Origin of the sequence: Pelotomaculum propionicicum, from assembly GCF_004369225.1 — a bacterium.
In the GTDB taxonomy this organism is placed as follows: Bacteria; Bacillota; Desulfotomaculia; order Desulfotomaculales; family Pelotomaculaceae; genus Pelotomaculum_B; species Pelotomaculum_B propionicicum.
In genome coordinates this window covers 1-24323 of record NZ_QFFZ01000033.1, presented here as the reverse complement: position 1 = coordinate 24323, position 24323 = coordinate 1, and the positions used below count along the sequence as shown (strand labels likewise).

Genomic DNA, 24323 nt, shown 5'->3' with positions numbered 1-24323 from the left:
TCCTATACTGTTTTTACCCGGTATGAATTGCATTCACACTTACGTCCTACGTCCTACTACTTACGGCTTACTATTTTTCTCATATCCCACGTCTCACGTCCCATGTCCCAGATGGCTGCTAGGCCCGGGGGTGGCTGCGGTTATAAATCTCTTTCAGCTTATTCCTGGTCAGGTGTGTGTATATCTGGGTGGTGCTGATATCGGCGTGCCCCAGCATTTCTTGAACAGACCTGATATCAGCCCCGTTTTCCAGCAAATGCGTGGCAAATGAATGCCTCAGTGTGTGCGGGGTAATCTCCTTGGTAATCATGGCTTTCCGGGCATATTTTTTAATTATCTTCCAAAACCCCTGCCGGGTCAGCCTCCTGCCATGCTGGTTCACAAACAGAGCTTGCGCGCCTTCCGGCCTGATTAGTTTGCTTCTGCCGCGCGCCAGGTATTCCTGCAAAAAGCGGGCGGCCACGTCACCCAGCGGTACCAGGCGCTCTTTGCCGCCCTTGCCGAAACAGCGGATAAAACCGTTTTTAATATGAGCCTGCTCCAGATTCAGGGACACCAGTTCGGATACTCTAATCCCTGTAGCGTATAATACTTCCAGCATGGCTTTGTCCCTGATCCCTGTTGACTCGCTGATTTCTGGCTGCCCCAGCAGAAGGTCCACTTCTTCCACTGTTAGCACCCTGGGCAGCTTTTGGGGCGATTTCGGAGAGTCCAGTTCCCCTGTGGGATCCGCCTGCAGCCTTCCTTCTCTGACCGTGTACCTGTAAAAAGAGCGCAGCGCCGCCAGTTGGCGGGAGATCGTGGCCGGGGAGCGCCCGTCCATCTGGAGCTTGTACAGGTACGACAGGACCGTGTCACGGTCAGCCTCTGCCAACGAAGCCAGTCCCTGCTTGCGGCAGAATAATATATACCCGGTCAAATCTGTCCTGTAAGAAACCAGGGTGTTTTCAGCCAAACCTCGCTCCATGGCCAGGTGGTAGATGAAATCTTCCAGATACTTTTCCATCAATAACCCCACTTGCAATAGAAAGTAAATCGGAACAAAAAAACAGAGTCCAGATAGACTCTACTTCCACACAGACCAAAAGATTCCTTTTTGATGCCTAAAACATATAACTAGCCGCCATCTTAACCAAAAAAGGAGTGATATAAACTTCCACCAATCCCGCCCCCGCCGCGCAGATCAGTACCACCAGCATCAGGCTGCTGTATACAACAAAGCTGGACCAGACCAGGACCTTTGAATTGTTAAACCGCCTGGCCAGGAGCAGCGCAAAAGACAGTGAGGCCACCCCTCCCATTAACAGCGCGGGGATCAGTAAAATATTTTGCGGCAACACTGCCGCGACCGCCAGAACAATGCCCTGGATGCTCTTCTCTTTAGCCAGAAAGTAAATGGTGAAACCCAGGACAAAGCCGCGCGTAAAGATAATCCCGAGTATCACCGGAATGCCTATAACCGTAAGCCCCAGCAGGTAAACAGCCAGGATCACCACAAGGTCATTATATAAAACGTCCCGCAGCGCTTTTGCCGGGTCCATTTCCAGCGCGCCAGCCTGCCGCAGGAAGTTGTCAAGGTAACCGCCTAGTGCGAGGACCTGCTCCGACTGCATTTTTTGCACACCGTAGACTCCGGCGGCTATCCCCATTGCAAACACCAGAAGGATTGTCAAATAGACCGGCCAATTCTGCCTAAGGGAAGCAGCCAGTCCCTCTCCCAACTGTTTAAACAACCTTACTCCCCCCATCACAGTGATCATTTATACTCAACTGCTGCCGCAGTTTTTAAACTGCCGGTTGTCCGTCCATCTTTATTTTTATGGGCGGGCGCAAATTATTATGACGACACGACACTGATACTTTTCCGGCAGACCGGCATAATCTGGCCTTTAGCTACATATATTAGTCCTGCCGCCAGTGAAAGGGGAATTTATAAGTGAAGGTTTACAATCAAAGAGAAGGTATTTATATTTGCGGGAAAATAAAAGAAGTCCGTCACCTGCTTAAAAAATATGCCCGCAGGTTCCGGACTGTTAAAGAACTGATCGGAGCTAATATCAACTAAAACCCGTCCTGTGCCGCTTTTATAATCTCCAGGAGATAACGGGCGTTAGCGGCCAGGTCTTCCACGGCGATATGTTCTTCTGTGGTATGGACCTTTTTCATGGCTATACCCAAAACTGCAGTGGCGATGCCCCTGCTGTTTAAAATATTGGCGTCGCTGCCGCCGCCGGTCTTTTCCAGCTTTGCGGCAAGCCCGAGTTTGCCCGCCGCTTTTACCGCAATGCGCACCGGTAAGGATTCTTCAGCAAGATTAAAATCGGTGTACAAAGTTTCCGTCATAATATCAACACTGGCATTGAACTTTTCGGCAGAGTACCTGATAGTTTCACAGATATGTTCAGTCAGTGCGACGCGTTTGGACTCGACCAGGCTCCTGGTCTCTCCTTCCACAGTGACACTATCCGGAATAATATTAGTTGCCTTGCCGCCGGATATAATTCCTATATTGCTGGTGGTCTCATGGTCAATACGGCCCAACTTCATGCGGGCGATAGCGTGAGAAGCGACCTGGATGGCGTTAATCCCTTCCTCCGGGTTAATCCCGGCGTGAGCCGCCTTACCCCTGATCACAGCGCCGATCCTGTCCTGTGAGGGCGCCCTGGTGATGATAGTGCCGGGCGGGCCGTCACTGTCCAGCACAAAACCTGCCTTGGCCTGCAGCAAATGGTAATCCAGGTTCTTGGCCCCGAAAAGGCCTCCTTCCTCCCAGATGGTGAACACAACCTCAAGGCCGCCATGTTCAATTTGCTTCTCTCTGACCAGTCTCAGCACTTCCAGGATTGTGGTGATGCCAGCCTTGTCGTCCGCCCCGAGCACGGTGTCGCCCGACGAGCGAATTACTCCGTTTTCCAGTACCGGCCGCACTCCGCAGCCTGGTTCAACTGTGTCCATGTGGGAGCAGAGCATCAGCAACGGCCCCCTGCCGCTGCCTGGAAGCTTGCCAATGATATTGCCTGTATCAGAGCCTACTTTAGAGCCGGCCCCGTCTTCCACCACTTCCAGCCCCAGGGCTTTTAGCTTACTAATAAGTATGTCAGCCACCCGCCGTTCTTTGCCGGACACACTGTCTATACTGACCAGTTCCCAAAACTCTTCTACCATACGGTTGGCATCAACCATGGCCGCACCACCCTGCTATTCCAAATTAGAGTACATGAATCCAACCTGTAATTAAATTATTCACCAGTAGGGTTAATATATTCCCTGGCTAACTGCGCTCCTCGTTCAAGCGCTTTTAAATTTACCGGGATCTTATGGTGATGCCTCGGCGGCAAAACTTCTTTCAGCGACTCTTCCACTGTTTTGATACTGACAACCCCGGTAAGTTCCAGTACGGCGCCCAGGATAATGTTGTTGGCGACCAGCGGGTCGCCGAGAGCTTCCGCTTCATCATTGGCGCGGATTGGCACAGCTTTGACATCGGTCCTGGATACTTTGGCTTCAACCAGAGAACTGTTGGTGATAATCAGCCCGCCCGGCACAACCGCATTTTCATATCTTTCCAGGGAAAGGCTGTTCATCGCTACCAGGACGGTAGGCTCAGTGACAAAGGGAGAGCTTACCTGCCGGTCCGATACTGTAACTCCGCAGTTTGATACACCTCCGCGTTTTTCCACGCCATAATGAGGTACGTAAGAAACACATTTCCCTTCCTTTACTGCCGCAAGCGCGAGCAATTGTCCTGTTGAAAGGGTTCCCTGTCCGCCATGTCCGGCGAGATAAATTGCTTCCAGCATTTATTAGATCACCCCCGCCGGAGTCTTATATTCACCTAGTGGAAAATATGGCACCATGTTTTCTTCCAGCCACTGCACCGCCTTAACCGGAGATAAGCCCCAGTTGGTGGGACAGGTTGACAGTATCTCAATTAACGAAAATCCAAGACCCTGCATCTGGACCTCAAAAGCCCTTCTAATGGCTTTTTTAGCCTTAATGATGGATTTAGGGTTATGCACCGCCACCCTGGCCAAATAAGCGGACCCTTCCAGCGGCGCCAGCATTTCACAGACTTTGATCGGAAAACCGTTAATATCTTTGTCCCGGCCGAAAGGAGTTGTTTTGGTCATCTGCCCGACCAGGGTGGTTGGGGCCATTTGTCCGCCGGTCATACCGTAGACAGCGTTATTTATGAATATGCAGGTTATTTTCTCACCCCTGACCGCGGCGTGGACGAACTCGCCGGTACCAATAGCAGCCAGATCTCCGTCACCCTGGTAGGTAAAAACAACCCGGTCAGGCAGCGCCCGCTTCAGTCCGGTCGCCACGGCAGGCCCCCTGCCATGCGAACCCTGGATCATGTCGAAGTCAAAATAGTCCATAGTGAACACGGAACAGCCTACAGGCGCGATGCCGATGGTTTTGCCCCGGATATCAAGCTCATCAATTACTTCAGTTACCAAACGGTGGGCTATGCCGTGCGTGCAGCCGGGACAGTAATGGAAAGGAACATCTTTTAACGAGGCTGGTCTTGAACCTTTTTTCACTGGCCCACACCTCCCCTGTACAGTTTCTCTACCTCACGCAGGACTTCCCTGACATCAGGGATCATGCCCCCCAGGCGCCCGTAGTGGTAAACCGGGGCTCTGCCGGATGCGGCAAGCTTCACGTCCTCCATCATTTGGCCCATATTCAGTTCCACAGCCAGGAATATCTTCGCTTTATCCGCAACTTTGCTGACAAATTCCATAGGAAAAGGCCACAGGGTTATCGGCCTGATCAAGCCCGCAGGGATACCCCCCGCACGGGCTTTTTCCACCACAGCCCGGCAAATGCGTGAAGCCATGCCAAAAGCGACCAGTACAATCTCGGCGTCTTCAAGCAGGTAACCCTCGCATTGCTGTTCATTGCGGGTTATATCAGCATATTTTTTCTCCAGCCTGTTATTTAGATCTTCCATTTGTTCAGGGATCACATAACAGGAATTGATCAGGTTTCTGCCCTCGTGATAATCCGTGCCCGTAGTCGCCCAGGGTTTGGCAACCTGTTTGATTTCTAACTGGTCAGCCAGTTCAACAGGCTCCATCATTTGCCCCATAACCCCGTCAGCCATGATCATAACCGGATTGCGGTATTTGTCGGCCAGGTCAAAGGCCGTCTGGGTCATATCCAGAAGTTCCTGGACTGAATTCGGCGCCAGTACTATTAAGTGGTAGTCCCCGTGGCCGCCTCCTTTAGTAGCCTGAAAATAATCGGCCTGAGACGGGGCAATATTTCCCAGCCCCGGACCGCCGCGCATTAAATTCACAACCACACTTGGCAACTCCGCACCTGCCAGGTAAGACAATCCTTCCTGCATGAGGCTGATGCCAGGCCCCGAAGAAGATGTCATAACTCTTGCCCCCGCGCAGGAAGCGCCGTAAACCATGTTAATGGACGCTACTTCACTTTCCGCCTGCATATATAACCCGCCGACCTCGGGCAGCCTTTTAGCCAGAAAGTGAGTAAGCTCGCTCTGCGGAGTTATCGGATAACCGAAAAAGTACCGGCAGCCCGCACGCACAGCGCCCTCCCCGATAGCTTCGTTCCCTTTCATTAAAATTTTGCTCAAACCGCCTTCGCCTCTCTCTCCACTTCAATAACCATATCAGGGCACATCAAGGCGCAAAGGCCGCACCCTGTACATTTTTCCTGCTGTGTCACCGTGGCCGGATGATATCCCATTTCATTGGTGCGCCCGGCCATGACGACTATCCCTTTGGGACAGACAGTTGTGCAAAGCTGGCACCCCTTGCATCTCTCTTCCCGGAATGTGATTTTGATCAAATACAATCCCCCCAATACCATAATTAACGGTAATATATTGAACGGCGGCAAAAATTACACCGAAAAATAATCAAAGTTTACAGCAGCCAGGGGACTTTCATAAACAGGGTGAGCGGCAGCACCGGCACGTCTATATCCTTCAGGGAACCAGCCAGTTTTTCCAGGGCACAAATAAAAGCCACCGGCAAGTTCAGTATGCGCGCCGCTTGCGAGGTGATCCGGTAGCCCTCGAGCACTGTTGCCGCGTCAGTAGCCGGCCCAAGGTTCGTATTGCTGACTATGGCGGTAAACTTCAGCCTGCACGTATTTTCTATTTCGCGCAAAACTTTTATGATCCCGCCTGCATCTCTGGTAAAAGGCCGGCAGGTATTTACCACCAAAAAAAAGTTGAACGACCCCTCAGGCAGGTAATCTGTAAAACGTCCCAGTACAACAGAACCTATATCTCCCCCGCCCACGTCGAAAACACCATGATAGTTTTGCCCTTCCAGCACACCGTATATGGCGGGTGAAAGCGCCGGGATATCGGCATTTGCCAGTTTCCCCTGGGGACTGATAACTTTAATCCCTTTATCCTCAAAGTTTTTTTTGACCAGCCTGGTTCTGAAGTAAGGGTTAATCAGGTCAAGATCCACTAACGCCACTTTTTTACCTGTTTCATTTATTTTAGCAGCGCAATTCAGCGCTATTTCTGTCTTGCCGCTGCCAAAATCGCCCGCGAATATGTTGATGCGTTTTAGTTCTTCAAACAGCTTCAATTTCACCTGCCTGATTTTTGGCTTACAAGCACTTCACATTTATTTGCGTTCAGACTGAAAGCACTCTTTAAATTATAAAGAATTTACACAGTAAGTACAACAATCTCTTTAATCCAGATATTTTAGCAATCTCTTATTTTTCAAACATAAAAAAAACACCTCCTGTATATTGGTGGTAACCCAATAAATAAGCGGTGCCTGTTGGAAAGCCAGAGATATTAATAGTTTTTTGATATATTATAATTTAGGAATAATGCCGTTTTTAGATGCGCCAATCCCTCACTATACTTTTAAGATACCTTTTGTTCGATGCGAAGCTTGTCGGCCACCATAGCTATGAATTCACTATTGGTCGGTTTACCGCGTTCAAGATTGATGGTATACCCAAAAAACTTGGTCATCATCTCGACATTGCCGCGGTCCCAGGCCAGCTCAATAGCGTGTCTGATCGCCCGTTCAACCCTGCTCGGGGTCGTTTGAAACTTTTGGGCAATCATCGGGTAGAGCTCTTTGGTCACTGCACCAAGCAGGTTAACTTCGCTGATCACCATTAAAATCGCATCTCTTAAATAATTGTAACCTTTAATATGCGCCGGCACTCCCATTTCGTGGATGATGTTTGTTACTGCGACATCAAGGTTTTTAGGTTTTGCCGGAGTAATGTACTGTGAAACATTTACTCCTTCGGCCAGTTGGCGGATCCTGGTGGCAAGGACATTAAAATCAAAGGGTTTTAAAATATAGTAATCTGCGCCAAGCTCAACAGCCTTTTGCGTGACACTTTCCTGCCCGAAAGCTGTTAACATGATAATTTTTGGCTTATTCCCCTGACTGCCCGTTACCAGTTTCTCCAAAACACCTATGCCGTCCAGGTGGGGCATGATAATATCGAGCACCACAACATCAGGATTATTCTCCCTGATCATCTGGAGAGCTTCAAGGCCGTTATAAGCGATGCCGATAAGGTTTAGGTCCTCCTGTTGGTTGATGAACTCTTTCAGCAGCTCGCAGAAATCTCTATTATCATCTGCGATCAAGAGCCGTATCGACTTCCTTGTCATAAAAAATGCCCGCCTCCTATATTTTCTATTTTTTGTTAATTATTCTTTGCCTAACAAATTCGACAACCAAAAAGAAAGTCCTTCCAGAGGTCATGTAAATTTTAAAGAAATGGTAAATATTTCTAATCATGAAAAAAGAATTAAGCCCTGGAATATACTTTACTCCCAAGGCTTATAGAAAGAACATTTATATTTAATAAAAAAATTGAATTTTTAGGCTGCGGGTTGTTGATCTCCTTTATATTCACTCAGTAAACCTGACTCTTCAATCATCCATTGCGCCGGGATTCCGTAGCCGCGCGTAGGGTCATTGACAAAGACATGGGTTATGGCGCCTGCCAGTAAATTATCCTGGATTATGGGACTGCCGCTCATACCCTGAACTATACCTCCGGCCTGCTCCAGAAGATTTTGGTCGGTAATTTTTATTACCAGTGCTTTTCCATCCTGCCTGGCCAGTTTATTTATCTTTATTATTTCTATTTCAAACTTTTCTATCTTGTCATCTTTCAATACGGTAAGAATCTCAGCTTTGCCTTCATGTATCTGGTCAGCCATAGCCACTGGTATCGCCTCTCTGAATGAAGTGTTCTCAACAGGATTTTTTAGACAGCCAAAGATACCCAGCTTTGTGTTTTTACTGATAGTTCCACTTACTTTTTTCTCAGCGGGGAATACACCTATTTTTTCACCTGGCTGCCCCCTCTTCCCCCTGTGAACACCCTGGACATCGGCGTTTATAATCTCGCCATCTGATAGTTCAACAGGCTGAGTTGACCCCAGGTTGGTAATCAGGTGGCCAAGCGCCCCGTAAATCTTGCTTTCCGGCTCATAAAAGGTTAACGTACCGATCCCTGCGGCGCCATCCCTGATCAGCAGGCCGAGCCTGTACTGCATTGTATCCGTGCAAAATACCGGCTTGACCTTTTTAGTGAATAATTCTCCCTCCCGCTTAACTTCAATCAAAAGCGGCTCTCCGGCGGCGCCTGCTTTAGCCACCAGTTCCCGCACCTGACTGTCACTGTGTATTGTTTCATCGTTTATCTTTAATATAATGTCACCTTCCATGAGCCCTGCTTCTTCAGCCGGTTTTACTTTTCGGCCTGATTCGTCCAGTACGGCTGTATGCCCGACTATGAGAACACCCTGGGAGTGGAGCAAAACTCCTATGGACTGCCCGCCGGGTACAACTTTTACCTGTGGCAGTACACTTACCAGGACATCTCTTACGTGTACCACCCCGAACAGGCTCAATCTTACCTGTAGTTGTCCCGGTTGTGAAGCTACAGGGCCGGAAAGCGGGTCAAAACAATCAGCAACACCATCAATTTGAGCTTTTAATGTCTTTTGCAACGGGGCGGGGAAATTAATTTTAAGCGGTTCTCCTACAGCTACAGATTGTTTGTCCGGCAACAGCATGATGCTCTGCACCTGGTAGCTAAAAACACCGGACAAAAAGATTAACACACTACAAAGAAAACCTTTAAATTTTCCCCTCAAGCATCACTCCCCCAATGTTATTGTCACCCACCTCCAAAAATCATGAAAAATCGTGATATTCAAAAATAACGCATCATATTTAGTGTAAAATTAATATAACCTCAGCATATCGCTTTTATTACGCCTAAATGTGCCTCAACTTGCCAATATCGCATTTTAATTGGCTTCACAAACGAATATGTAAATTCTAGTTCAATTGCCGGGAATAAAAATAAAAATCCGCACTTTTTAAAAGTGCGGATTTAAGAATACAGAATTCAGGGTCAGAATTCAGAAGAAAACACATTTTTTGGATATTTTTATTCTGAATTCTGGATTCTGAATTCTAAAATATTCTTTTCCCTGAAGCATTTTCAAGCATTTGCCTGGCATGGCGGCGTGTAATTTCGGTGATCTCCCGGCCGCCCAGCATTCTGGCCAGTTCCTCCAGCCTTTCCCCGGGCTCAAGTAGGCGTGCTCTTGTAACTGTACGACCTTCTTCCATTTCCTTGACAATAAGGTAGTGCGCTTTGGCATGGCTGGCGACCTGGGCGGAGTGGGTTACGCAAATCACCTGGCGGTGACGTCCCAACTGCGACATCTTTTCAGCCACAGATTGCAGCGACCGGCCGCCAATGCCTGTGTCCGCCTCGTCAAAAACCAGGACTGGAATTTCATCGGTAACAGCCAGGATGGCTTTTAACGCCAGCATAACCCTTGTCAGTTCCCCTCCAGAAGCAATTTTAGACAGTTGTTTCAAAGGTTCACCAGGGTTAGTGGCGATGAGAAAATCCACCCGTTCTAACCCGTCCCGTGCCGGGCCGGATATCTCCGTAAAAGCAACCTGGAATGCCACCCGTCCCATTTCCAAGGAAAGCAGCTCTGCCGATACCGCTTCCCGCAGCAGTCCCGCCGCTTCTCGCCGGGCGGTGCTCAAAACCCCGGCAGCCTGGCTGTATGCCGCCTCAACCTTCCCGATTTCCTGTACGGCTTCCTGCAGTAATTCGTCCGTATTTTCCAGTATCGCCAGCTCGCCGCGCATGGCTTTCAGCCTGTCAATTATTTCACTGATTGTTTCGCCATATTTTCTTTTAAGTCTTTTAATCTGCTCCAGCCTGTCTTCCACAGCCTCCAGCCTGTTGGGGCTGAACTCAATTCCATCTCTGTAGCAGGCAAGTTCCCGCACAGCGTCTTCAGCCTGGTAGTAGGCGTTTTCCAGGGCAGCCAGAATTGTCTCTGCACGTTTGTCCAGCGCAGCAAGGTTCCGCAAGGCCTCCACCGCTTGTGCCAGCAGGTCCAGGGCTGGTAACTGGCCGCCGGCTTCCCCGTACAGCAGAGCGTAGGCGCCGGAAACCAGGGAATTTATCTTCTCCGCGTTTGCCAGCACTTTTTTTTCTTCTTCTAACTCTATGTCCTCGCCCAACCTAAGTTTGGCCAGCTCGATTTCCTTGGTCATGTAGAGCAGTTCACCCTTGCGCCTGTCCCTGTCACCAGCGTCCGCGGTGAGCCTGTCCAGGCTTAAGCGGGCTTCCTTCCAACGCGTATATAGTGAATTAACTTCCTGTAAAGCCTGCAGCAGTCTGTCCCCGCCAAACCGGTCCAAAAGCTGGCGCTGTTTTTCCTGGTCAAGCAGGGAGTTCAACTCCAGTTGCATGTGCATGTCTGCCAGGCTGCCGCCGACTTTTTTGAGAAAACCAAGAGTCACTACCTGGCCGTTGACACGTGAAACACTTTTACCGGAACGGCTTATTTCCCTGGCCAGGATCAGTGTGGCGTCCTCCGGCGCATCAACTCCCTGCTCGTCCAAAAGCTGGGCAATTTCCCGCACGGCACTGATGTCAAAAGCTGCTTGGAGAAACGCTTTTTCAGCTCCGGTGCGAATCTGGCCGGCAGAAACCCTGCCGCCGAGGACTATCTGGAGGGCATCGATGATAATTGACTTTCCGGCACCGGTTTCACCTGTAAGAACATTAAAACCATTTTGAAAGTCCATTCTCAACTGATCGATGATCCCAAAGTTCTTAATAGAGATACTCAGCAGCATAAGCCCACCCCGCTGAAACGATCATATATAAAACATTTGTTTTTCTTTATACCCTATTTCCCACTTAATAAATCGCTGAATTTTTTAATTATATCACTAACCGCTTCTTTTGGTTTCACCACGACCATAATGGTATCGTCTCCGCCGACTGTGCCGATGATTTCCCTCCACCCCATATTGTCTATAGCTAAAGCCACAGCCTGCGCCCCGCCGGGTGGAGTTTTAATTATAATCAGGTTTTCACTGAAATCCAAACTGACTACTGAGTCCCTAAAGACTCGCTTTAAGCATTCTTCACCGTTTGGCACTGGTTGTCCAACAGGCTGCGCGTAACAGAAAACATTGTTTCTCCGTGGTACTTTAATCAGGCCCAACTCCTTAATATCCCTGGAAATGGTCGCCTGCGTCACTTTACAACCCACCGACTTCAAAGCCCTTGCCAGGTCTTCCTGGGTTTCAATGTCTTCATTCTTAATTATATCAAGTATCTTGCGCTGCCGGCCAGCCTTCATCTAAGCACCATCCTTCTCTATGACAATAACAACCGGCGCGTTGGCGGCACGGTTTACAAAAGATATCTTAATTACTTTAAAAATATCCGCGTTGAGTGAAGATATAAATTTTTCAACTGTTTCGGCTTCCTCCCTGCCGCCAGGGTGGCCCGTATAAATCACCAGCCCGATCCTGCCGCCCGTCCGCAGTAATTCCAGGGCCGCGCCCAGCGCTTTTAAGGTTGTCAGGGGCTGAGTAACTATGGAGTGATCCCCGCCGGGCAAATACCCCAGGTTAAACATCACCGCGTCAACAGGTCCCGGCACTAGTTTTCTCATTTTCTCGTGGCCTGCCTGCAGCAGTTCAACCCTTTCCATGCAGCCGTTATTTTTCAGAAGTTCTTGTGTGATCTGCAGCGCTTTGGCCTGGGTGTCAAAGGCGTACACTTTTCCACCCTCGCCAACCAGCCGGGCTAAAAAAAGTGTGTCATTACCGTTACCCGCTGTGGCGTCTACAGCAGTTCCGCCGTTATTAACCGCTTCGGCCACAAAAAACTGGGCCAGATAAACAGCGCTGCCGATCCCTTTAGACACCATTACGCGCATCCTCGTCTTTTAGTTTATTGCGCAAAACTTCAAAAAAACTTCTGCCCGCCATACGCAAAAACTTGGCTTTTTGACAGGCCCGTTTTATTTTTATCTCATCATACTGGCGCAAACTGACGCCATGCTGCCCGTCCATTGTCAGCATCACCTCTCCCCAGTTTGAGCGAAGCACTAATTTAACTGTACTCTGCGGGGTTATAACCACTGGTCTGGCCCAAAGTGAATGCGGGCAGATGGGTGTAAGCAGGATCAGATCAAGTTCCGGTGTTGCCAGCGGGCCTCCCGCAGAAAGCGAATAGGCTGTAGAGCCGGTAGGCGTAGCTATAATCACACCATCCGCGTGATAATAATTGAAAAACTCCTCGTTAATATATGCTTCCAGGCATATCGGCCTTGGTATAGTCCCTTTGGTTATTACCGCGTCATTAAGTCCTACAAAACTATGTACTAAATTGCCCTGCCTGTATATTTCAGCCTGCAGCATCATCCGCTCTTCTATACGGTACTGCCCCGTCAGAATTTTTTCCAGCGCGGGCAGCGCCTCAGGCACATCTATTTCAGTAAGGAAGCCGAGGTGCCCCAGGTTAATGCCAGCAATAGGTATGCCTGTATGAGCCACCCGGCGTGTTGTCCAGAGCATAGTCCCGTCACCGCCGAAAACCAGTATACACTCCGACCTGTCTAAAAGCTCCTCCTGGGAAACACCGAAATCGGGCAAACCTAATTGCTGAGCAGTGCCTTCTTCAATCATCACACCGCATCCCCTGTGTTCAAGCCAGCGGGAAATCTGCGCAACAAGCTCGCATACCCCTTTTTTATTCAGATTTACCACCAGCCCGAAATTTTTCAAGTTAATACCCCCTCACAGTCAGCTTACTTAATTTACAAAACAAGAAAACCTCGAATTATACTTAGTTGGTATGAATTCAATGATTTCATATTGAGCGGCTTTATTAATCAAAAAAGGATCCTCGCTTATAATTCCTTCAATTTCTTCCCTGTTGCTTGTGTTGGCTATAATAACCCCGCCGGTTCTTGGGTTTCTTCTGCCGGAGCAGATAAACTTGCCTTCTTCATAATACTTTTCAAGATACCTAATATGGTTTTCTAAAAGCCGGTCAATTTCCTCCAGGGGTTTTATGTATTTGAGCAGCAAAATAAACATTATATTCTCCTCTGTTCCTGATTTTCGTTTGAATTAAGATAGTTACTTACGCTTCTTTTTAATAAGCTGGTCATGGGCCCGATTCACAGTTTCAATAATACTACTGGCGGCTTCGGTATTTGTCCCGTCCTTCTGAAAATACAGCAAATATTCAATATTCCCTTCCGGGCCTGTGACAGGTGAGTAATCAAGACCTTTTACCGCCCAGCCAAGTGCCGCTATAAGAGCATCTATGTTTCTCAGCACCTCTATGTGAATATCCGGCTCACGGACCACCCCTTTTTTTCCTACCTTTTCCCGGCCGGCCTCAAACTGAGGCTTGACCAAAGCCACACCTTCGGCCCCGGGTGTGGTTAGCTCACCGACCCTTGGCAGTACTTTGCCCAGAGATATAAAAGAAACATCTATGGTGGCAAAGTCCGGCGTTTCCACAAGAGCTTCTTTTGTCAGAAAGCGGATGTTGCTACGCTCCAATACCACCACTCTGGGGTCGTTCCGGAGCTGCCAGGCCAACTGGCCGTATCCTACATCCACCGCGTAAACCTTCCTGGCGCCGTGCCTTAAGGCACAGTCAGTAAAGCCCCCAGTCGAAGCTCCTACGTCGAGGACCACACGCCCATTCAGGTCAATGTTAAAAACCTGAACAGCCTTTGCCAGTTTCAGCCCGCCACGGCTTACATACGGCAGCTGGTTGCCGCGAACCTCTATAGCGGCTTCCGGTTTCACCATCAACCCGGGCTTATCCGCTTTTTCTCCTTTTATAAAAACCAGGCCGGCCATAATAGCCGCCCTTGCTTTTTCTCTGCTGGGGTAGAAACCTTCCTCAGTCAACCTTACATCCAGCCGCTGTTTTTCCTGAGACAAATCAGATCCCCCCGGAAAAATGAGGCTAATTACTGTCAGAAACCACAGCCAGCCTCCTGGTTCTGTTTCTGCCGGCTTTTTTTTCCACTACCGCCCTTACTACCTGTTCTGCGGAGAGCCCGTACCTGGCTTTCAGCAATGCCGGCGTGCCGTGTTCAACAAATGTGTCCGGGATGCCGATGCACTGGACCCTGACATCCCTGATTCCCCTGGCAGACAACAGCTCAAGCACGGCGCTGCCGAAACCGCAGCTCAGCACGTGCTCCTCTATGGTAAACAAATTTCCTGTTCTTCCGGCATAATGTATAATGCATTCCTCGTCCAAAGGTTTAACAAACCTGGCGTTAATTACTGTCGCCTCAATACCCTTCCCGGCCAAAGCCGCAGCCGCCTCAACGGCCAGGTTGACCATGCTTCCAATGGCCAGCAGGGTAACATCAGAGCCCTTGCGCAGGACCTCAGACTTACCAAGCGGCAGTACCATGTAATCGTCGTCCAGCCTGGCGCCGCAGCCGGCGCCCCGCGGGTAACGGACGGCAGCCGGCCCCGGGTGGCTCACTGCTGTGGCTAACATATGCTGCAGTTCGTTTTCATCTTTGGGAGCCATGATTACCATATTAGGTATCGACCTGAGGTAAGCAAAATCAAAGAGACCGTGGTGGGTGGCCCCGTCTTCGCCCACTACACCCGAACGGTCTACAGCAAAAGTTACAGGCTTGTTCTGCAGGGACACGTCATGCAGAATCTGGTCAAAAGCCCGCTGCAGGAACGTGGAATATATAGCCACCACAGGATGGTAACCGCCTGCCGCCAGTGCGGCAGACATGGTCACAGCGTGCTGTTCGGCGATACCCACATCAAAAAAACGCTTGGGATAAAGCCTGGCAAAGTTAGTCAGGCCGGTACCGCTGGTCATCGCTGCTGTAACAGCGACTATATTATCGTTATCGCGTGCCAGCTTGATCATCGTCCGGCCGAAAATATCCGTGTATGAAGGGGCTTTATTATTTTTGATAATTTCTCCGCTGACCGGGTCAAACGGCCCCACCCCGTGAAAGCGGTCCGGATTGCTTTCAGCCGGGCGGTAGCCCTTTCCCTTCTTAGTTAGAGCATGTACCAGCACCGGCCCTTTAGTGGCTTTGGCACGCTGCAGCACATTTACAACAGCCTTGATATCGTGGCCGTCGATCGGGCCAAGGTATTTGAAGCCCATTTCCTCAAACAGCATGCCGGGGACCACCAGGTATTTCAAACTGTCTTTAAATCTCTCAACCAAACGCAGCAGGGTAGAACCTATGGGAACTTTGCGCATCAGCTGTTCCAGTTCTTCCTTGCCTTTGGAATACATAGGGTCTGTCCTCATCCGGGTTAAATAGCCGGACATAGCCCCTACGTTTTGTGCTATCGACATTTCATTGTCATTTAGAATCACAATCATGTCTTTTTTCAGGTGACCAGCGTGGTTGAGCGCTTCAAAAGCCATGCCGCCGGTCATGGCGCCGTCACCTATCACAGCAACTACCGAGTGGTCTTCGCCCTTCAGGTCACGGGCTATGGCCAGACCCAGGGCGGCTGAAATAGAAGTGCTGCTGTGACCGGTGCCAAAAGCGTCGTGCACGCTTTCAGCCGGCCTGGGGAAACCGCTGATCCCGCCGAACTGGCGCAGTGTGTCAAACTCATCCCTGCGCCCGGTGATTATTTTATGACTATAGCTCTGGTGCCCCACATCCCAAACAATCTTATCAACCGGTGAGTCGAAAACTTTGTGCAAACCAAGGGTAAGCTCCACCATTCCCAAACTGGGCGCCAGGTGCCCGCCGGTTTTCGCAACAGTTTCAATGAGCAGATGCCTTATTTCTTTGGCCAGTTCCTGCAGCTGCTGGTATGTCATCGGGCGGATATCCCGCGGGGAGTTAACCTGTTTCAATAACCTGCTCATCACTTACTCACCCTTCTTGTTCCTAGGGCCGCGCGTTTTGCGAAAAGGGCTGTAGCCAGTTGCGTCTTCCACTTTGGCCAGTACCCTGCCAACAAAAAAAATCACATCTTCCGGGTGGCTCAGCGCAATCTTTTTACCAGCCGCCTTGGTAGAAACAATCACCGCGGCAATAAAAGCGGTGATTAACACGTTAAGCCAGAACTGGCTTATAACCGGTCCCATTGTCATTATCTGCACCACTATCGATATGCCCAAGGCTCCACCGACCGTTGTGGTGATATCACCAATAACATCGTTAGTCAAATTAGCTACTTTATCGGCGTTCCGGATCAACTGCAGGCCGTGCGGCGCTCCTCTTACCCGCTTGGACGCTTTGGCGTTGAATGGTATATGGGAAGCCGCGGTAACAGCTGTTCCCACTACGTCAGCCAGCATGTTTATAAGAATAATCAGACCAAGGAAAAAAAAAGACAAAATTATACTGTTTAACCTGGAGGCAAATGTCTCGGAAAGAAAGGTAAAGATAACGGCTAAAAAAAATGAGCCGATGCCTACCAAAACGATATATCTACCGGAAACGGTAGATTTATTATTGCCCAAAAAATTCACCTCATACCGGATTAAGGCTCGCCCGATCTTATCATTGACAAGTGTTTTATGTAAGAGATAAATGACGGCAGACCGGGTAAATATTGTGGCTTAGGTCTAGCAGGATTTTCCCAAACAGCTGCCGGCTGTCACCAAACCGGCGGTTTCCCTTTAAAGCCGTTTCCGATCGTTACCGATGCCGGGGCTAGATTACCACTTAGTCCACACTGCAATCCCCGGTCCGCCCTGGTAACCCGGACAGCCTAGGAGTTTTCCTCAACAGATTGCACCTTTCTTAGCCTCTTTTGCAGCAAAGGTTTCAGCCAACAAGCCGGTCTTTCATGGGCCCATGTCCGGCGGCCTGTAAAAACAGGCATCCACCACTGCCACTCAAGGCAGGCTACACTGCACGCAGCTGTTCACCACATGCAGGTTTAATCCCAAGCCATAGTTGACCATCCAGCAGATGCATGGCTGCCCACGAACTTGGGTCTCCACGGTGGCAGGGTCAACGCCCGCATGCCATTGCAGGTCGCCCTACCACCTTAACTCCCAGTACCAACCCCCGACTGGGCGTCGATAGCCAGCACCAGGAACTTCATCGATATGCCCTTGACGGATTTTTAGGCCCGCCTTCAAAAAGGCTCATCTGACTAGGATACTGCGTCATTTATCGAAAAAACTTATTTACGAATATCAATTATAACAAAACAATATTTCACTTTCAAATACCGCTTGAACTAAAATTCACCCCTGTAAATTCATATAGGTTGGCCTGGACTGGAATTCCTGCTGGAGATTATCAAGGCTTTCCCTTAGTCTAGAAATCCCGCTCAATCACAAACTTAACCAAGGCTCTCAAAAAATCCGCCTCCCGGCCGAACTTACTCAAAGCAGCCGTGGCTTTGCCCGCGGCAAGACGGGCTTTCTCTTTTGATTGATCCAGGCCAAACAGCGCGGGGTAAGTAGCTTTCTTGTTCCTAACGTCGCTTCCCACCGGTTTGCCCAGTTTCTTTTCGTCGCCTTCGATATCAAGAATATCATCCTTGATCTGAAAGGCCAGCCCCATGTGTTCGGCATATTCGGTCAGGCAGGCCAGTTCCTCATCACTCGCCCCGGCCAGTATGGCGCCTGTTCTCAAGGAAACCCGGTACATGGCGCCTGTTTTGTGGCGGTGGATGTATTCCAGTGTGCTTTCTTCTATGGCCTCACCGGCGGAAAAAGTATCCACGACCTGGCCGCCAATCAGCCCCAGAGTTCCTGCCCCGGCGGCCACTTCATTGATCACCCTGACCACAGCGTCCGGGCTCGCGCCGCGGCACTCTGAAAGAAGCTTGAAAGCCAGCGTCAGGAGAGCGTCTCCAACCAACAGCGCCATGGCCTCGCCGTAAACCTTGTGGCTGGTTAATTTGCCCCTGCGGTAATCGTCGTTATCCATGGCAGGCAGGTCATCATGAACAAGAGAATAAACATGAATCAGCTCTATGGCGCAGGCGGCAGGCAGGACATCAGCGGCACTCCCGCCCACCGTCTCGGCAGCGGCCAGCACCAGCGCCGGTCTGAGTCTTTTCCCGCCTCCCATGACACTATAGCGCATAGCCTGGTGGATCAGGGGCGGGTATGTATCCGGCTTGGGCAGAAAGCGGTCCAGTGCTTCTCCAACCAACACGGCCTTCTTTTTGAGCTCCTCTTTAAAAATCACACCCGGCGCCCTCCCCTCCAGCTGGCAGCCTGTCAATTTCCTTTAATGTGACTCCACCGCTTTCATCTCTGGTCAGGATGGCGATACGCTGCTCGGCGGCCTCAAGACTTTTATTGCATACTTTTGAAAGCTCAATCCCCTCTGCAAACAGCTCCAGCGCTTTCTCAAGCGGCAGGCCGCCGTCCTCCAACTCCTTTACCACAGCCTCCAACCGCGCTATAGCATCTTCAAAACTCATGTTTTTACCTTCAGCGGCCATGATCGTCCTCCAGCTAATTTATTCCTTCTATTATAACTAAAAACAATTGTGTTTTAAATAAAAATTAGAAATAGGTCTCTGTAATAAGACCTACTTTAAATGAAAAATAATCAGCTATCAAAAACTGCGAGAGTTTAACTGTCTTATAGTCTATAAACACTCGAACTAAATGAAGGTAGAGAAGCTTTTAACGCTGCCTGGAAGGAAAATTACCTGTAATATTATATTTTTGAATTTTCCGGACTACTGTCGACTGATCAATATTTAAAACCTTGGCTACCTTATAAGTATTTTTGTGACGTGTATAGGCCAACGTAACCATTTGTTTTTCTAATTCCTCAACAGCCTCTTTCAGGGGAAATATATCAAGTATATAAACCCGTTTTAGCCTGCTGCTTTTTGCTTCAAACATATGCTCGGGGAGATTGTCAGCCATAATTTCTGAAGCTTCCACGGTAACAAATAATCTTTCCACGAGATTTTCCAGCTCTCTTACGTTGCCCGGCCAGCTGTAATTCTTTAAAGCATTAATCACTTCGGTGGAAAACTTTTTATTTGTATTATATTTCGTATTTAACCTGTTCAGTAAAAAATGCGCAAGGGCTGGAATATCCTCCTGTCTTGATCGCAGGGGGGGAATAATTACAGGTATAACATTAAGCTTGTAATATAAATCCTCTCTGAAAGTACCCTCCGATACCATCGCCAGTATATCCCTGTTAGTAGCGGCTATAAATCTAATATCTACGTTGATATATTCGCTGCCGCCTACGCGTGTCAGCCTTTTTTCCTGGATGACCTGCAAGAGTCTTACCTGCATCCCTAGAGGGAGAGCAGTAATTTCATCCAGGAATACAGTGCCGCCACTGGCAAGTTCCAGAAGGCCGGTTTTAACTTCCCTGCGCTTCCCGGTAAAAGCGCCCTTCTCATAACCAAAAAATTCTGATTCCAAAAGGTTTTCCGGAATCGTACCGCAGTTGATGGTGATAAACGGGCCATTCGACCGTTTACCCAAACTGTGCAGGCGTGAAGCGATAACACCCTTACCAGTGCCGGACTCACCCATGATCAACACAGTAGAATCCACCTTCGCAACTTTTTCAAGCATCTCAATAATCGCCTTCATTTGGGGGCTTTGAGCTACTAGTTCGTTGCTTTTATTTAGCTGGTTAGGTTTTAAGTGTTGTTGAAGGTGGCTTTCCGCCAGCTGCCCGGCACTTTCAAGCTGTTTTTTTAGATTCAGAAGTTCTGAGATATCCCTGGAGTTTACTACTATGCGTATAATATCACCATTCTCGTTAAATATCGGGTTGCCTGTAGTGATTAACTGTTTCCCGCTTTTAGTCTTCTGGGTGATGGTCAGACGCTTCTTTTCCTTGAGCACAAGCCTTGCAACCGACGGACTAAAATACCCGGCTTTTTCAAGTTCTACAACATTTTTACCCAGTAAAGATTCCACCGGTACACCGTAATAGGTTTCCCCTGCTTTATTAATACGCTTGGTGTTTCCACTGCCATCAATAATAAAAATTTCGTCAAGCGATGAGTTAAATGTATCTACAAGCTCCTCTACCAGTTCCCTCTGCTCATTTAACTCATCCCAGCAAGAGTCCCTATCCACAAAAATCAACCTGCCTCTCGTACTTGGTGAAGAAAGGGAAACTATACTGCTTAGTGACCTGACATATATATATACCCTTTTAACATCCGGGTCGTTAGTTATTCTGAATCTAGCTGACTAGCTAATTAGAATAATGAAATAAATCTTTGGTTAAACCTCTTAAATACCTATATGTAGTATTAAGGATAATGCGTTTTACCATTACTCTATTTTAATCCATAATCTTTCAATACACAACATTATAAATGAAACGGAAGACAAGCAGGATGCATTAATGCATTTTTCAAAGTTTTCTGCATCAACTATTATATGGCTTAAAAAAGACACTGATTAAAGACTAATTAGCGTCTTTTCTTAAAAGTACTGCTTTTTGAAATGGATTTTACCATTACAACTATTTCGTGTCAAGTAATATTATGCCTTTCAAGCCTCAGAATAATGCTAATGCGCATCTTATTATTTACCATTTGCAATGTATTTGAATGAAATTTATATCTTCACAATCCGTAATATATGGTATAATTGTTGCATTAAATTAATTGAACAAGATTAGACGTTGCTAAAGTAATTATGGAATATGCTTTCTCCAAAAGATTAAGTCGTCTGGAAATTGCCATATATAGTTTCCGACAGTTATAGAAAAATCTACTTAGGAGGTTAAAAACAAGTGATTAATCTGAAGACACAGGTCCCAGGCCCTAATTCTGAAAAGCTCCTGGAGAAAAGAAACAAGTTCATTCCCAAAGGCATTTCTTACTCTTTCCCTGTCTTCGCCGAAGAAGCAAAGGGGGCTATGATTACTGATGTTGACGGCAATCAGTTTATAGATTTTGCAGCCGGCATAGGAGTAATAAATGTGGGACACTGCAATGACCGTGTGGTAAAAGCGGTGAAGGCCCAATTAGACAAGTACATTCACACCAGTATCAATGTGTTTATGTACGAGCAGTATGTGGATCTTGCGGAGAAGCTTGCTGCTATTACACCAGGCGATTTTCCCAAAAAGACGATGTTTGCCAACAGCGGCGCCGAGGCCGTTGAAAATGCCGTTAAAATCGCCAGGAAATACACCAGGAAAAAAGGAATTATCGCCCTGGAGTGCGCTTTCCACGGCCGCACCCTGATGACCATGACTTTGACCAGCAAAGTGAGGCCATACAAATATGAATTCGGGCCTTTCGCTCCAGAAGTCTACAAAATCCCTTCTGCTTACTGCTACCGCTGCTATTTCGGTTTAAGCTACCCGAATTGTGAAATGCAGTGCGTCAAGAACCTGGAAAGGTTCTTCATCGCGGAATGCCCCGCGGACAACATTGCCGCACTGATTGCCGAGCCCATTCAAGGTGAAGGCGGCTTTATCGTCCCGCCGCCTGAATATTTATCTGGCTTAAAAGAAATCTGCTCAAAATACGGCATCCTGTTCATCGTGGACGAGATCCAGTCTGGTTTTGGCCGCTCGGGGAAAATGTTTGCCAGCGAACATTTTGGACTTGAAGCCGACCTGATTACCATTGCTAAATCCCTGGCCGCGGGCTTCCCCTTGAGCGCGGTAACAGGGCGGGCGGAAATTATGGATGCACCGGCCCCTGGTGAGATTGGCGGCACATATGGCGGCAACCCGGTGTCCTGTGTGGCGGCTCTCGAAGTCATTGACATTATGCGGGAAGAAGCTCTTCCCGAGCGGGCTCTCAAAATAGGCGAGACTATGAAGAAGCGCTTATATGAAATGCAGGAAAAATACCCGGTGATAGGAGATGTGCGCGGGCTTGGCGCAATGGTCGCTATCGAACTGGTTAATGACCGTAAAACCAAGGAACCGGCCAAAGAAATCACCGGCAAATTGGCTGCAGGCTGCTACAAAAGAGGGCTGGTCGTACTGACCGCAGGCATATACAGCAACGTGCTGCGGTTCCTGCCCACACTGGTTCTCAGCGACGAAGAACTGAACCAGGCCATGGATGTACTGGAAGAGTCGTTAAAAGAAGCGTTGGGCTGCTAGGAAGTTTAGGCCATTGCAACGCTGTGCGACTAAAGTCGCACCTACATTTTCAGTCAACCTAGAAAGTTCTTTTAAGAGTTGTAGGTTCGATTTCAATCGAACAACGGCGCGCCGGCGCCGTATGAGTTTGTGACCAGTGTAACATTGTGCGAATGAATTCGCACCTACACTTTTAGGTTTTCAAGACTGTTTAAGCCCTGCGTTTGCTTAAAAAACGCAAGGCTTTTGTTTATCTGTCCATCCTTTTTAGTTATCTGAGTTTTTATTTTCCACGACGCAGTGCAAAAGACCCCGGTGCAGCCGGACTGAGAGCCTGGCGCCAATTTCAACTGAGTCTGTGTCTTGGACCACCCTATTACCATCAGGGGTGGTACATATGCTGTAACCTCTGGCCAGGGTGGACAGGGGACTCAAGGTCTGCAGGCGGCCGGCAAGGACGGCCAGCCTTTTTTCCTGCCCGCCGACCGAACTGTGCACACCCTGGTTTAGACGGTGCAGCAAGAAATCAAGGGACTGCTGTCTGGACCCGCAAAACACATCCAGCGGCCTGGTAAAATGGCGGTTGTTCATACAGGCGGCTAGCCTTTGCCCGCAGCCTTTGACTTTATCATTAGCGGCACGGTAAAGCCTGGTTTTGAGAGACTGGACGTGGCGCGTCATTTCTCTTTTATCGGGTACAGCGAGCTCAGCAGCGGCTGATGGGGTCGCTGCCCTCTTATCTGCTACAAAATCAGAAATAGTGATGTCAGTTTCGTGTCCCACAGCCGAGATAACCGGAATTTTAGAATTATAGATGCTGCGCGCCACAATTTCCGTGTTGAAAGCCCACAGCTCCTCCAGTGATCCGCCTCCCCGGCCCACAATAATAAGGTCCACCCCGCCCAGCTTATTCAACAATTGGACACCACGGGCAACGTCAGGCGGGGCGCTTTCTCCCTGTACCAGTACGGGTACCAGGACGATCTCCAAGCCCGGCCAGCGCCGCCTGATTATTTCCACTAAGTCCCTCACCGCCGCGCCCGTTGGCGAGGTTACAATACCTATACGCTTTGGCAAAAGTGGCAGGGGCTTTTTATGCCCGGGATCAAAAAGACCTTCTTTCTGAAGTCTCTCTTTAAGCTGCTCGAATGCCAGGTAAAGGGCGCCGGTACCGTCGGGTTCCATTTCCTCGGCATAGAGCTGGTAAGCGCCGTCCCGCTCATATAAGGAGACATATCCCCTGACTGTAACTGCCATGCCGTTTTCAGGGCGAAAAAGCAAAGAGCGGCTTCTGGAACGGAACATTACTACTCTCAGACAGCTGTAGTTATCCTTCAGAGTAAAATAAAAATGCCCTGAGGTGGCAGCTTTAAAATTGGAGATCTCTCCCTTTACCCATACATTTGCCAGCAGGTAATCTTTTTCAAGCAGCGTTTTAATATGCTGGTTCAGTTCCTGCACAGTCAGTATCCGCAAGACAACTTCCCCTCTTTGAGAAATGGGACGTGAGACGTGAGAAGTGTGATAACAGGCATTCCTCTTTTGTCTTTGAATCCCTGCTATCACACTCTCATATCCAACGTCTTATAACTTACATGCAAAATTAGATTTTTTGTAGGTGCGAATTTATTCGCACAATGTCGCAATAGCAGAAAAATGTTTGGATCCAAGGCCCCTTGTTCGATTGAAATCGAACCTACATATTTTATCAAATCTCACGTCCCACGGCCCACGTCTCACTTCCCACTTAGGTACGCGTGGATAGACTTGGCGGCGGTCCTTCCCGCGCCCATGGCCAGGATCACCGTGGCGGCTCCTGTCACCACGTCGCCTCCCGCGTACACGCCGGGCTTGGAGGTGGCGCCTGTTTCCAGGCTGGCGACGATGTTGCCCTTCCTGCTCAGCTCCAGGCCTTTGGTGGTCCTGGGCACCAGCGGGTTCG

General features: G+C 48.9%; 24 protein-coding genes and 1 pseudogene. 2 read left to right on the top strand and 23 right to left on the bottom strand.

Annotated elements, in window-relative coordinates:
• Window positions 1-118: 118 nt before the first annotated feature.
• Window positions 119-1006: a site-specific tyrosine recombinase XerD gene (gene xerD, locus Pmgp_RS13255; protein ID WP_134214467.1), complete on the bottom strand. Its 888-nt coding sequence runs from the start codon at window positions 1004-1006 to the stop codon at window positions 119-121.
• Between the two features lie 97 nt (window positions 1007-1103).
• On the bottom strand, window positions 1104-1733 hold the full coding sequence (gene spoIIM, locus Pmgp_RS13250; RefSeq protein ID WP_192902927.1) for a stage II sporulation protein M: 630 nt from the start codon (window positions 1731-1733) through the stop codon (window positions 1104-1106).
• A 203-nt stretch (window positions 1734-1936) separates the two neighbouring features.
• On the opposite strand from spoIIM, the gene mciZ reads away from it, so the two are divergent.
• Complete coding sequence (gene mciZ, locus Pmgp_RS13245; protein WP_134214465.1) at window positions 1937-2065, top strand: Z-ring formation inhibitor MciZ; 129 nt, start codon at window positions 1937-1939, stop codon at window positions 2063-2065.
• On the opposite strand, the gene Pmgp_RS13240 is transcribed toward mciZ, so the two are convergent.
• From Pmgp_RS13240 to Pmgp_RS13150, 19 genes are all read right to left on the bottom strand, one after another.
• Window positions 2062-3183 (bottom strand): M20/M25/M40 family metallo-hydrolase, encoded by a 1122-nt coding sequence (locus tag Pmgp_RS13240; RefSeq protein ID WP_134214464.1) that lies wholly within the window; start codon window positions 3181-3183, stop codon window positions 2062-2064. The genes mciZ and Pmgp_RS13240 overlap by 4 nt on opposite strands.
• A gap of 56 nt (window positions 3184-3239) precedes the next feature.
• Window positions 3240-3800 carry a 2-oxoacid:ferredoxin oxidoreductase subunit gamma family protein gene (locus Pmgp_RS13235; protein WP_134214463.1) on the bottom strand — a complete coding sequence of 187 codons (561 nt, stop codon included), beginning with the start codon at window positions 3798-3800 and terminating at the stop codon, window positions 3240-3242.
• A gap of 3 nt (window positions 3801-3803) precedes the next feature.
• Window positions 3804-4547 (bottom strand): thiamine pyrophosphate-dependent enzyme, encoded by a 744-nt coding sequence (locus tag Pmgp_RS13230; RefSeq protein WP_134214462.1) that lies wholly within the window; start codon window positions 4545-4547, stop codon window positions 3804-3806.
• Window positions 4544-5611 (bottom strand): 3-methyl-2-oxobutanoate dehydrogenase subunit VorB, encoded by a 1068-nt coding sequence (locus tag Pmgp_RS13225; protein WP_134214461.1) that lies wholly within the window; start codon window positions 5609-5611, stop codon window positions 4544-4546. The genes Pmgp_RS13230 and Pmgp_RS13225 overlap by 4 nt, the downstream gene beginning before the upstream one ends.
• Window positions 5608-5826, bottom strand: coding sequence for a 4Fe-4S binding protein (locus Pmgp_RS13220; protein ID WP_134214460.1), 219 nt, complete (start codon window positions 5824-5826; stop codon window positions 5608-5610). Before Pmgp_RS13220 ends, Pmgp_RS13225 begins: the two co-directional genes overlap by 4 nt.
• Before the next feature lie 77 nt (window positions 5827-5903).
• Window positions 5904-6584 carry a nucleotide-binding protein gene (locus Pmgp_RS13215; RefSeq protein WP_134214459.1) on the bottom strand — a complete coding sequence of 227 codons (681 nt, stop codon included), beginning with the start codon at window positions 6582-6584 and terminating at the stop codon, window positions 5904-5906.
• 290 nt (window positions 6585-6874) lie between these two features.
• Window positions 6875-7645 (bottom strand): sporulation transcription factor Spo0A, encoded by a 771-nt coding sequence (gene spo0A, locus Pmgp_RS13210; RefSeq protein WP_134214458.1) that lies wholly within the window; start codon window positions 7643-7645, stop codon window positions 6875-6877.
• Between the two features lie 213 nt (window positions 7646-7858).
• Window positions 7859-9145, bottom strand: a complete 1287-nt coding sequence (spoIVB, locus tag Pmgp_RS13205) for a SpoIVB peptidase (RefSeq protein WP_134214457.1) — start codon at window positions 9143-9145, stop codon at window positions 7859-7861.
• 325 nt (window positions 9146-9470) lie between these two features.
• Complete coding sequence (gene recN / locus Pmgp_RS13200) at window positions 9471-11168, bottom strand: DNA repair protein RecN (protein WP_134214456.1); 1698 nt, start codon at window positions 11166-11168, stop codon at window positions 9471-9473.
• 53 nt (window positions 11169-11221) lie between these two features.
• Window positions 11222-11680 carry an arginine repressor gene (argR, locus tag Pmgp_RS13195; RefSeq protein ID WP_134214455.1) on the bottom strand — a complete coding sequence of 153 codons (459 nt, stop codon included), beginning with the start codon at window positions 11678-11680 and terminating at the stop codon, window positions 11222-11224.
• Complete coding sequence (mnmM, locus tag Pmgp_RS13190; RefSeq protein WP_134214454.1) at window positions 11681-12256, bottom strand: tRNA 5-(aminomethyl)-2-thiouridylate-methyltransferase MnmM; 576 nt, start codon at window positions 12254-12256, stop codon at window positions 11681-11683.
• Entirely contained in the window at window positions 12246-13115 is an 870-nt protein-coding gene (locus tag Pmgp_RS13185) for an NAD(+)/NADH kinase (protein WP_134214453.1), read from the bottom strand. Before Pmgp_RS13185 ends, mnmM begins: the two co-directional genes overlap by 11 nt.
• Window positions 13116-13142: 27 nt before the next feature.
• Window positions 13143-13430, bottom strand: coding sequence for a YciI family protein (locus Pmgp_RS13180; protein WP_134214452.1), 288 nt, complete (start codon window positions 13428-13430; stop codon window positions 13143-13145).
• Between the two features lie 42 nt (window positions 13431-13472).
• Window positions 13473-14294: a TlyA family RNA methyltransferase gene (locus tag Pmgp_RS13175; RefSeq protein ID WP_134214451.1), complete on the bottom strand. Its 822-nt coding sequence runs from the start codon at window positions 14292-14294 to the stop codon at window positions 13473-13475.
• A gap of 25 nt (window positions 14295-14319) precedes the next feature.
• A complete protein-coding gene (gene dxs, locus Pmgp_RS13170; RefSeq protein WP_134214450.1) occupies window positions 14320-16233 on the bottom strand; it encodes a 1-deoxy-D-xylulose-5-phosphate synthase in 1914 nt (637 codons plus the stop codon).
• Window positions 16234-16236: 3 nt separating this feature from the next.
• The gene (locus Pmgp_RS13165) at window positions 16237-16833 is read right to left on the bottom strand and encodes a hypothetical protein (RefSeq protein WP_134214449.1); all 597 of its coding nucleotides are present in this window, start codon (window positions 16831-16833) and stop codon (window positions 16237-16239) included.
• 808 nt (window positions 16834-17641) lie between these two features.
• Window positions 17642-18523 (bottom strand): polyprenyl synthetase family protein, encoded by an 882-nt coding sequence (locus Pmgp_RS13160; protein WP_134214448.1) that lies wholly within the window; start codon window positions 18521-18523, stop codon window positions 17642-17644.
• Window positions 18513-18782: an exodeoxyribonuclease VII small subunit gene (xseB, locus tag Pmgp_RS13155; RefSeq protein WP_134214447.1), complete on the bottom strand. Its 270-nt coding sequence runs from the start codon at window positions 18780-18782 to the stop codon at window positions 18513-18515. Before xseB ends, Pmgp_RS13160 begins: the two co-directional genes overlap by 11 nt.
• Window positions 18783-18969: 187 nt before the next feature.
• Window positions 18970-20403 (bottom strand): sigma-54 interaction domain-containing protein, encoded by a 1434-nt coding sequence (locus Pmgp_RS13150; RefSeq protein WP_243119846.1) that lies wholly within the window; start codon window positions 20401-20403, stop codon window positions 18970-18972.
• Window positions 20404-21070: 667 nt separating this feature from the next.
• On the opposite strand from Pmgp_RS13150, the gene gabT reads away from it, so the two are divergent.
• Window positions 21071-22402 (top strand): 4-aminobutyrate--2-oxoglutarate transaminase, encoded by a 1332-nt coding sequence (gabT, locus tag Pmgp_RS13145; protein ID WP_134214445.1) that lies wholly within the window; start codon window positions 21071-21073, stop codon window positions 22400-22402.
• Between the two features lie 246 nt (window positions 22403-22648).
• Here the strand turns inward: gabT and xseA are convergent, their stop codons facing one another.
• Window positions 22649-23857 carry an exodeoxyribonuclease VII large subunit gene (xseA, locus tag Pmgp_RS13140; RefSeq protein WP_134214444.1) on the bottom strand — a complete coding sequence of 403 codons (1209 nt, stop codon included), beginning with the start codon at window positions 23855-23857 and terminating at the stop codon, window positions 22649-22651.
• Between the two features lie 260 nt (window positions 23858-24117).
• Window positions 24118-24323: pseudogene (locus tag Pmgp_RS13135) on the bottom strand (dihydropyrimidine dehydrogenase); the annotation flags it as partial.

What these genes read in the sequence shown, in the direction of transcription:
- xerD (WP_134214467.1), bottom strand. Translation starts at nt 1,006, where the DNA reads ATGGAAAAGTATCTGGAAGATTTCATCTACCACCTGGCCATGGAGCGA.
- Pmgp_RS13240 (WP_134214464.1), bottom strand. Translation starts at nt 3,183, where the DNA reads ATGGTTGATGCCAACCGTATGGTAGAAGAGTTTTGGGAACTGGTCAGT.
- Pmgp_RS13235 (WP_134214463.1), bottom strand. Translation starts at nt 3,800, where the DNA reads ATGCTGGAAGCAATTTATCTCGCCGGACATGGCGGACAGGGAACCCTT.
- spo0A (WP_134214458.1), bottom strand. Translation starts at nt 7,645, where the DNA reads ATGACAAGGAAGTCGATACGGCTCTTGATCGCAGATGATAATAGAGAT.
- recN (WP_134214456.1), bottom strand. Translation starts at nt 11,168, where the DNA reads ATGCTGCTGAGTATCTCTATTAAGAACTTTGGGATCATCGATCAGTTG.
- argR (WP_134214455.1), bottom strand. Translation starts at nt 11,680, where the DNA reads ATGAAGGCTGGCCGGCAGCGCAAGATACTTGATATAATTAAGAATGAA.
- mnmM (WP_134214454.1), bottom strand. Translation starts at nt 12,256, where the DNA reads ATGGTGTCTAAAGGGATCGGCAGCGCTGTTTATCTGGCCCAGTTTTTT.
- Pmgp_RS13180 (WP_134214452.1), bottom strand. Translation starts at nt 13,430, where the DNA reads ATGTTTATTTTGCTGCTCAAATACATAAAACCCCTGGAGGAAATTGAC.
- dxs (WP_134214450.1), bottom strand. Translation starts at nt 16,233, where the DNA reads ATGAGCAGGTTATTGAAACAGGTTAACTCCCCGCGGGATATCCGCCCG.
- xseB (WP_134214447.1), bottom strand. Translation starts at nt 18,782, where the DNA reads ATGGCCGCTGAAGGTAAAAACATGAGTTTTGAAGATGCTATAGCGCGG.